Origin of the sequence: Thalassospira xianhensis MCCC 1A02616 (assembly GCF_003326475.1) — a bacterium.
In the GTDB taxonomy this organism is placed as follows: Bacteria; Pseudomonadota; Alphaproteobacteria; order Rhodospirillales; family Thalassospiraceae; genus Thalassospira; species Thalassospira xianhensis.
In genome coordinates, this window is record NZ_JPWA01000022.1 from 74170 (window position 1) to 83123 (window position 8954).

At 53.4% G+C, this 8954-nt stretch carries 7 protein-coding genes; 5 read left to right on the plus strand and 2 right to left on the minus strand.

What is annotated here, in order from left to right; genetic code table 11:
- Positions 1 to 53: 53 nt before the first annotated feature.
- The gene (locus tag TH5_RS16885; RefSeq protein ID WP_114122819.1) at positions 54 to 995 is read left to right on the plus strand and encodes an AEC family transporter; all 942 of its coding nucleotides are present in this window, start codon (positions 54 to 56) and stop codon (positions 993 to 995) included.
- On the opposite strand, the gene TH5_RS16890 is transcribed toward TH5_RS16885, so the two are convergent.
- Positions 977 to 3076, minus strand: a complete 2100-nt coding sequence (locus tag TH5_RS16890) for a bi-domain-containing oxidoreductase (RefSeq protein WP_114122820.1) — start codon at positions 3074 to 3076, stop codon at positions 977 to 979. The two genes, TH5_RS16885 and TH5_RS16890, sit on opposite strands and share 19 nt — an antisense overlap.
- A 262-nt stretch (positions 3077 to 3338) precedes the next feature.
- Here TH5_RS16890 and TH5_RS16895 point away from each other — a divergent pair, with 262 nt between their 5' ends.
- From TH5_RS16895 to TH5_RS16910, 4 genes are all read left to right on the plus strand, one after another.
- The gene (locus TH5_RS16895) at positions 3339 to 4235 is read left to right on the plus strand and encodes a dihydrodipicolinate synthase family protein (protein ID WP_114122821.1); all 897 of its coding nucleotides are present in this window, start codon (positions 3339 to 3341) and stop codon (positions 4233 to 4235) included.
- Positions 4236 to 4411: 176 nt separating this feature from the next.
- Positions 4412 to 5701 carry an NAD(P)/FAD-dependent oxidoreductase gene (locus TH5_RS16900; protein WP_114122822.1) on the plus strand — a complete coding sequence of 430 codons (1290 nt, stop codon included), beginning with the start codon at positions 4412 to 4414 and terminating at the stop codon, positions 5699 to 5701.
- 11 nt (positions 5702 to 5712) lie between these two features.
- Complete coding sequence (locus TH5_RS16905) at positions 5713 to 6714, plus strand: 4-hydroxyproline epimerase (RefSeq protein WP_114122823.1); 1002 nt, start codon at positions 5713 to 5715, stop codon at positions 6712 to 6714.
- A 170-nt stretch (positions 6715 to 6884) separates the two neighbouring features.
- Entirely contained in the window at positions 6885 to 7571 is a 687-nt protein-coding gene (locus TH5_RS16910) for a GntR family transcriptional regulator (RefSeq protein WP_114122824.1), read from the plus strand.
- Between the two features lie 86 nt (positions 7572 to 7657).
- Here the strand turns inward: TH5_RS16910 and TH5_RS16915 are convergent, their stop codons facing one another.
- Entirely contained in the window at positions 7658 to 8689 is a 1032-nt protein-coding gene (locus tag TH5_RS16915) for a proline racemase family protein (protein WP_114122833.1), read from the minus strand.
- Positions 8690 to 8954 lie beyond the last annotated feature (265 nt).

The window sequence follows — 8954 nt, forward strand, 5'->3', positions numbered from 1 at the left end:
ATTGATTACTGGGGCGACCGTTTGAGGCTGTCACCGGGCGGCTGGGGGAAAAGATGCTTGATCTGATCGTTGGAAAAGTCGGACCTGTTTTTTTGACGATCCTCTGCGGTTATCTTTTGACCCGGTTTCGTGTCATCAGCCGCGAGGGCATTCCATTCCTTGCCCGCCTTGCGATGAGCGCCTTTATCCCGGCAATGCTGTTTCAAACCCTGTCACAATCCGACATCAGCGCACATTTCGATTTGCGTTTATGGGGCAGTTATTATGCCGGGGCACTGCTTAACTTTGTTCTCGTGTTGATGGTTGCGCGTGCATGGCTGAAGGCCAGAACGGACGAGGCGGCAATCACCGCAATGGGTGGGGTTTTCTCCAATATTGTGTTGCTCGGTATTCCGCTGGTTCAGGCGGTATACGGTGAAGAAGGGCTTGTGCCGCTTCTGATTATCCTGTCAATCCATCCGCTGACCTTGCTGGGATTGACCGTGATGATCGTTGAAGGTTCTCGTTCCAGCGGCGGGCATTGGTTGCCAAATGTCGCTGGCAGTGTGGTTCGGGTGCTACGCAATCCGATTATCGTTGCGATTATTCTGGGTGTGCTGGCGTCCCTGATTGATCTTCGGTTGCCCGAAATGATTGATGGAACGTTGGAGCGGTTCCGGACGGCGGGTCCAACAATTGCATTGTTGCTGGTCGGGGCCGGGCTCTATGGGCAGTCGGTTCGCGGCAACATGTCCGCAAGCATGTTGTGCACGGTTGCAAAAATGTTCGTTCAGCCGGTTCTGGTGTTCCTGGTTGCGCATTTTGTTTTCGATCTGCAGCCGCTGTGGCTTACGATTGTGGTTCTGATTGCAGCCCTGCCTGCCGGGGCCAATGTGGCAATCATTGCTGGTAGCTACAATGTCTGTATCGACCGTTCTTCAACCACGATCCTGATTACAACGCTGATCAGTGTGATTACCTTGCCGCTTATTGTGCTTTACGCCGGGCCGTATTGATCGTCGCCGCTGGCGGCGCCAAGGATCTGATCCATCAGATGTATTTCTGCGTCGATACCGGGGATACGCGGATCGTGTATTCCTGACTTTATTGTATCAAGGAAGGCGGCTATGGCATCGTCATGCCCCTTGTCCGGACTGGCGAATAATGGCTTTCGCAGGATTGTCGTGCCATTTATCACCAGTTTTCGCCAATCATTCATGACTGCGGCAAAGCCCGGTGCAGATACTTCCAGAACTTCTTTTGGTGTGTTCTTTCGGGCGGCGCGCAGATAGGAAACTTCGCCGCGCGATCCATCGGTGAAGGTCAGATGCCAAATGCTGTCTCCGGCCTCGCGGTCAATCCAGTCGCACTGCAATCTGCTTAGTTCAGTTTCGGCAAGGGCTGAAATCAGATCAATAAAATGGCTGATTTCGCCGATTGTCCGCCCGCCCTGTCCCTGTTGGTTAAGCCAGTGATCTGCCGGGATAGGAGCAGGGCGAACCTGATAACGAAACTGTATTTTACCTTTTGGCAGATGCTTTTTCAGCATTGCCGTTATGGGGGCGAAGCGCCTGTTGTGCCCGACCACGAAGATTTGCGGGTTATTTTGTTTTGTAACTTTCCTTAGGGCTTCAAGCTGTTCCTGGCTGACGCAAAGCGGTTTTTCCAGCCAGACATGTTTGTCGGCATTCAGTGCCTTGCAGGCAAGGTCGGCATGGCTGTCATGGCGGGTAGTAATGAAAACCGTGTCGATATCCGGATTTGCAAGAATGTCTTCGGCAACCGATAGTGCGGTCGCATCGGGAAGCTGGCGCGTGATCGCAAGGGCCGAAAGGCCGTACTGCGAAACGACGGCCTTGATTGTGGTGTCCTCTTGTCGTCTTAGTCGTGGCAGCAAGGTGCCCGCCGTATAATTTCCAGCACCGATCAATCCGATCCCGATTGTACTGTTTCTAGCGACTTTGACCTGTGGTGCCGGTTTGCAAGACGTTGGGCAGTTGTCGACATTCTGATACCGGATGACGGTCGCCATCATCGATGGAGAGCCAAGAAAATCGGCGGCATCTTCTAGGTCAATCTGTTGTGAAACAAGCGGAATCGGGTCCAGTTTGCCGCTTTCAATAAGGGCGAGGGCCGCTTGCATGTTACGTTTCACGGTCCAGCGCACGTGGCCAATCGGATAGTCCTGTCCTGATTGCTCGTAGTTCGGGTCATATCGGCCCGGGCCGTAGGACCGTACCTGCCGTATAGTGATTTCCTTGCTATAAAGGATGTTCCGGGACGCCTTTGGGACGATGTCTCCGACACAAGCGATGATGCCGCGATCCCGGCAAAGTCGTGCTGCCGCTTCAATTATGGTGCCGGTTTCATTGCCGCTGGTGCAAATCAAAACAGCATCAAATTGATCTGCTGGCGCGTTCCGGATTTCCGCGTATGAGTTGCTGGCTCCGCTTGTCATCGCCATTTCCCGGCGTTCCGGAACAGGTTCTATCACGGTTACGATTGCGCCAGCCGCAATTGCCGTTTGGGTCACCAATTGGCCGATCAGCCCGCATCCAACCACGGCAACCCTATGCCCGATAACAAGCTCGCTTTGCCGGCTGGCATGCAGGGCTATGGCGTAAAGGGTGGCAAAGGCGGCTTTTTCGCCGGTCACGGCATCAGGGACAGGGCAGGCCAGATTGCGCGGGACAATATTGTATTCGGCATGGTTCGCGTGGCCCAGACCGGCGCAGGCTACACGCTGTCCGATATCAAATTCAGTGACATCCTGAGCCATGGCCACAACGATCCCGCAACTGGCATATCCGGTCGCCATCGGCCTGCCGAGCCGTCCCTTTACGGCATTGATTGTAGCCAGTGGCCCGTCACGGCGAAACTTTTCCATGGTCAATGCCACCAGATCCGGTCGTTGCCATGCCTTTCGTACAAGGGATGCCCTGGTTTCGTTTGCCTGCTGCTTTTCGGTGCCGTTGCTGATGACGGATATTTCGGTGCGGACCATGATGGTGCCGGGCAACAGGGCGGGAATGGGGCAATTGGCAACAGCAATCCTTCTTTCACCGGGAAACCGTAGCAACGCCCGCATATCCGTCATGATATTGTCCTAGTGCACGTTATGGATGAAATATAATTCAGGAATTAAATCATATCGGTTTGTGCTGGTCGATGCTGCTATCGCTCGATCACGCGTTTGTTTGGCACTTTTTTCTTTGTTTCAAATTATTGGTTGCTGACGGGATTTAAAATTTGTATACAATATACATATATTCAATCGAGGCCTGTAAATATGCGGGTTTTGAAGATCAAACGGTCTGACCCGATAGTGGGCACGCGACCAAATCAGGAGGTTACTTTCCATGCAGGTAAACTGGACTGGCGTCTTCCCCGCCGTTGCCACCCAGATGAATGAAGATGGGTCAATCGATTACGATATGACGGCCCATCAGATTGAAGCTCTGATCAAGGCCGGTGTTGACGGGCTCGTCATGTTGGGCTCGGTCGGCGAGAACGCAGCCCTCGAGCCAGAGGAAAAAATCGCGGTTTTGAAACTTGCTGTCGAAGTGACCAACGGTCGCATTCCAGTTCTGTCAGGTGTTGCCGAAAACTCGACCCAGGCTGCCATTCGTTATGTTCAGAAATGCGAAGAACTTGGTGCTGATGGTCTGATGCTTCTGCCGGGCATGATCTATACCGCTGACCCGCGTGAAAATATCGAGCATTTCCGTTCGGTCGCGGCCAAGACCAAGCTTCCGATCATGATCTACAACAACCCGGGTGCCTATCGCATCGATATCAAGCCGGAAGAGTTCAATCAGCTTGCCGATGTGAAAAACCTGGTCGCGATCAAGGAAAGTTCGGGCGATCCGCGTCGTATTACCGATATCTATAATGCCTGTGGTGATCGTTTTGTTCTGTTCTGCGGCATGGATGATCTTGTCATGGAAACCCAGGTTCTGGGGGCTGTTGGCTGGATTTCGGGTTTCACCGATGCTTTTCCGCAGGAATCGGTCGCACTTTGGAAGCTGCTTTCCGAAGGAAAGTACAAGGAAGCGCTTGAAATATATCGCTGGTTCACCCCGGTTCTGCATATGGATGTTCATACCAAGCTTGTTCAGTATATCAAACTGGCACAGGAAATGACCGGTGTTGGCAAGGCCCATGTCCGCGCCCCGCGTCTGCCGCTGGTCGGCGAGGAAATGGAACGCATCCGTGCAACCATCCAGAAAGCCATCGACACACGTCCGAAACTTTAATTCGGTTTGCAATCAACGCATTCATTGCATCCGACCCGCAAGGCGTGATTGCATCTGCGTGTGATTTGATGGCAACTGTGAACTCTCCTGCGATTTTCGCAGGGGAGTTTGCTGCCATCTGACACCAGACAAAAAACAAAGACAAAAGTGCACACCAAAAGGCAGGGCTCCAGAATATGTCAAAACCTTCTTCTGCTCTACAATCCTCCGCGCAGACAAGCCGGCATGCTGTTGTCGTTGGTGCAGGGATCATTGGCGTCAATGTTGGTTTGGCTCTTTTGAAGAAGGGCTATGACGTCACGATTGTTGATCGCGCGGAGCCGGGGATGGGAGCATCTTTTGGCAACGCTGGCGGAATTGCGGTTACGGAATGTGCGCCGATCGCCATGCCGGGTGTTTGGGCAAATGTGCCTGGCTGGCTGATGGATCCGCTGGGGCCGCTTTCGGTGCGCTGGTCCTATTTGCCTAAAATGATGCCGTGGCTGATCCGCTTTCTGGCTGCCAGTTCCAAAAGCCGGGTGGAGCAGATTGCAACCGAATTAGCAGCCATCCTCAACCGCGCCTGGGAAGATTACGATCCGGTGATCGTAGAAGCAGGCCTTTCCGATGCGGTGTTTAAAAAAGAAGGCGCTATGGGTGTTTATCGCAGCGAGAAAACACGCGGGGATGCCGAATACGGAATTGATCTTCGCCGTCGTAACGGGGTTAAAATTCGTGATCTGACCAAGGATGAGGTCAGGGATATTGAGCCCGATCTGGCTCCGATCTTCGCCTGCGGCGTGATGGAGGAGGATTGGGGCCGGGTTCTGGATCCGTTCAGGATTGTTACCGGCCTTTACAAGCACTTTCTGGAACGCGGTGGGAAGTTCCAGAATGCCGAAGTTACCGATTTCGTCTATCGCGATGGCAAACCGCGTGCTGCGATGACGGCACAAGGTGATCAGATTACCTTCGACAAAATTGTCATTTCGTGCGGTGCATGGTCAAAAACGTTGGCCAAGAGACTTGGCTCATCCGTGCCTCTTGATACCGAGCGCGGCTATAACACAACAGTCCCTTATAATGGCGTCAAACTGTCGCGCATGGTCATCTGTGCCGATGACAGCTTCGTTTTGACCCCGATGGAAATGGGCATTCGTGTGGGCGGTGCTGTTGAACTTGGCGGGCTGGTTGCGGCCCCCAATTATGATCGCGCCAAGGCTCTGTTTGCCAAAGGCAAGGAAGTTCTTCCGAAACTCAGTGCCGAAGGCGGCACCGAATGGATGGGATTCCGTCCCTCAATGCCGGATTCCAAACCTGTGATTTCTGCAAGCCCCAAACATGAAAATGTCTTCTTCGCATTCGGTCACGGCCATCTTGGCCTGACCATGGCGGCCACCACCGGACGGCTGATCGCCGACCTGATGAGTGAAGCGACCGCCCCTATTAACATGACCCCGTATCGTATTGATCGTTTCCAAGGATAAGGCCACAGCAAATGGCAAAACACAGCTTCTTCTGTATTGATGGACATACCTGCGGCAATCCGGTGCGTGTGGTTGCCGGTGGCGGGCCCAGACTGGAAGGTGCAAACATGCTCGAAAAGCGGGCGCATTTTCTGGAGGAGTATGACTGGATCAGGACCGGGTTGATGTTCGAGCCGCGTGGCCATGACATCATGTCGGGCTCAATCCTTTATGAACCGACGCGCGACGATTGTGATGTTGCCATCCTGTTTATCGAAACATCCGGGTGCCTGCCGATGTGCGGTCACGGCACGATCGGGACGGTTACGATGGCGATCGAGGAAGGTCTGGTAAAGCCGAAGACCCCCGGCGTACTGCGTCTTGAAACACCTGCCGGGCTGGTGATTGCTGAATATAAACAGGTTGGCGATTACGTGGAATCGGTCAAGCTGACCAATGTGCCGTCCTTCCTGTATAAAACGGATATCGAGGTCGACTGTCCCGATCTTGGCCCGATCAGGGTAGACGTCGCCTATGGCGGAAATTTCTACGCGATTGTCGAGCCACAGGAAAACTTCCGCGATATGGCCGACTACACGGTTGGCGATTTTCAACGTATCAGCCCGAAATTTCGTCGACGCCTGAACGAAGTCGCCGAATTTGTTCATCCTCTTCACCCTGATATCAAGGGCCTGTCGCATATTCAGTGGACCGGCAAACCGACCCAGCCTGACAGCACCCATCGCAATGCGGTGTTTTATGGGGATAAGGGGATTGATCGATCCCCTTGCGGAACTGGCTCATCCGCCCGCTTGGCGCAACTGGTCGGCAAGGGACAGTGGGACCCGGCGCATGAACTGGTTCATGAAAGCATTATCGGGTCGCAGTTCCGTGTCTCCGTCGTCGAGCAGACCAAAGTCGGTGACTACGACGCAGTGGTGCCCGGGATCGAAGGATGGGCGCGCAAGCACGGCTACAACACGATTTTCATTGATGATCGTGACCCTTATGCGCATGGATTTATCGTGAAATAGGCGTTTGATTGGGGCCGGTTTCTATTGGCAAACCCCTGATACCTTAGCGGCATGATTGCAATTGTATTGCGCCTAAACCAACGCATCGGTATGACTAGAAAAAGGGGCGGTGACGTTTGGGGATATGAAGCCGGGCCCGATACCGCACAGGACAGATAAAAAGAGCCAAAATGACCGCATCACCGCGTTTTACCCGCCGGACCATTACCGATCAGGTAACCGAAGATTTGCGTGCCCGTATCCTGTCGGGTGATTTCCCGGCGGGGTTCCAGTTGCGTCAGGATGCGATCGCTACCGAATATAATGTCTCGCGCATTCCGGTCCGCGAGGCATTGCAACGTCTGGACGCCGAAGGTCTGGTGTCATTCCAGCCCCATAAGGGCGCGATTGTTGCCCATCTCTCGCTTGACGAGATCGAAGAGCTTTTTGACGTTCGCAAAATGCTGGAATGCGAATTGCTGCGCCACGCAGTACCGCGCCTGACACCCGAAGACATCAAATCGGTCGAAGATATTCTGGCCGTTTACGACGAAGCCTTCCGGTCAGGTGACATTTCCAAATGGGGTGAGCTTAACCGCGAATTCCATGATCGACTTTATCGTGCGTCGAACCGGCCCAAGACGCTGGAAATCATACGCATGATTGGCAACAATACGGTCCGCTTTACACAGGCACAGCTTGCATTATCTGGGGCAACCGACCGGGCCGAACGTGAACATCACCATATCCTCGATGCCTGTAAGGCGCGTGATGTCGACTACGCGGTTGAGCTCCTCGAAGCTCATATCGAAAACTCGAAGAACAGCCTGATCGAATGCCTGCGCGGCGCACGTGCCAGCGAAGGCCTTTCGAACTGACAGCAAGATTCTTGCATCAGATTATAAAGGGACGCACGGCTTTTGCCGTGCCCCTTTTTTGTTTTCGGCAGCAAGATATTTGTAAATTACCGGACTGTAAAACCACGCCCGATTTCATCATCTGTGTCGTGCCAGAAACCGGCCTCACCGCTGTAGTGTGCCTTGCCCGATACTTCGGCAATGATCGCCGGATAGGGCCCGCAATGGCTCGTGTCAAAAATGCGACCGTCAAAATCTGACCCGATGACACTTTCGAACCTTCTCGTGATACCTGTTGGGATCAATCCTTTGGCATGCTGAATGGCAAGCCGCGCACTGACGCCAGATCCGGTCGGGCTGCGATCAACCTGATTGTCGGCGAAGACACATATATTACGTGTTGGCTCTTTGGCGGATGTGTCTTTGCCATCGGTCAGGATGGCTCCATACAGAAATGCCAGATCATCATGATCGGGATGATTTAGGGTGATACTGGCATTCACTGCGCTGCATACGGACTGCGCAATATCGATCAGATCGCGCACCGGCGAAGACCCGACCGCAAGGCCGAATTGTCCTGCATCAAGCACGGCATAGAATGCACCGCCATATCCGATGTCTGTTTTGAATGCCCGACCGTCGACAAGTGCCAGTTCAACATCGGCAGCAAACATGAAGGACGGGACTGATTTGAAACGGACGGCACCACTTTTCCCTTTGATCACCGATACTTCGGCACGTACCAGCCCGCAGGGACATTCAATATTAACCGGCGTTATCGGTTCGACAGGCGCGACCAATCCGTGATCAACGGCATATCGGCCAAGAGCGATGATGGCGTGGCCGCACATGGTCGAGTAACCTTCATTATGGATGAACAGAACCGCCAGATCGGCATCCGGCAGGCTCGTTTCGACCAGAATGGCTCCATACATGTCGTAATGACCGCGCGGCTCAAACATCAGAAACCGCCGCAAATGATCAAGTTCGTCGCGGGCATATCGGCGCTTGGCCAAAATATCGTCGCCCGGAATCGCCGGATAACCCGATGTGATGATCCGAAGCGGCTCGCCGCCGGTATGCATATCAATGACTTTGATCGGGAATTCTCGGGTGGGCAGGGACGGTTTGGAGGTCATCTGTCGCCTCATTTTGGTGTTCGGCAAATTTTTAAAGGAAATTCAGGAGCGGATTCCGGCTAAAGTCGGGTGCTTTGTCTGGCAGGACATATCTATCTTAGCGGCCTTGAACATGCGCGCAATAGCGCCGCATCCGGATTTTGGCGTCAGGCTAGGCCTTGCAGGTCATAAAAGTGAAACCTATATGTGGTTTCGCGCAAAAATTTTGCGTCTCGCACTTTCTGTCATTTTTTCTTAAAAAAGGTATTTACAGGCTCGGCGAGGG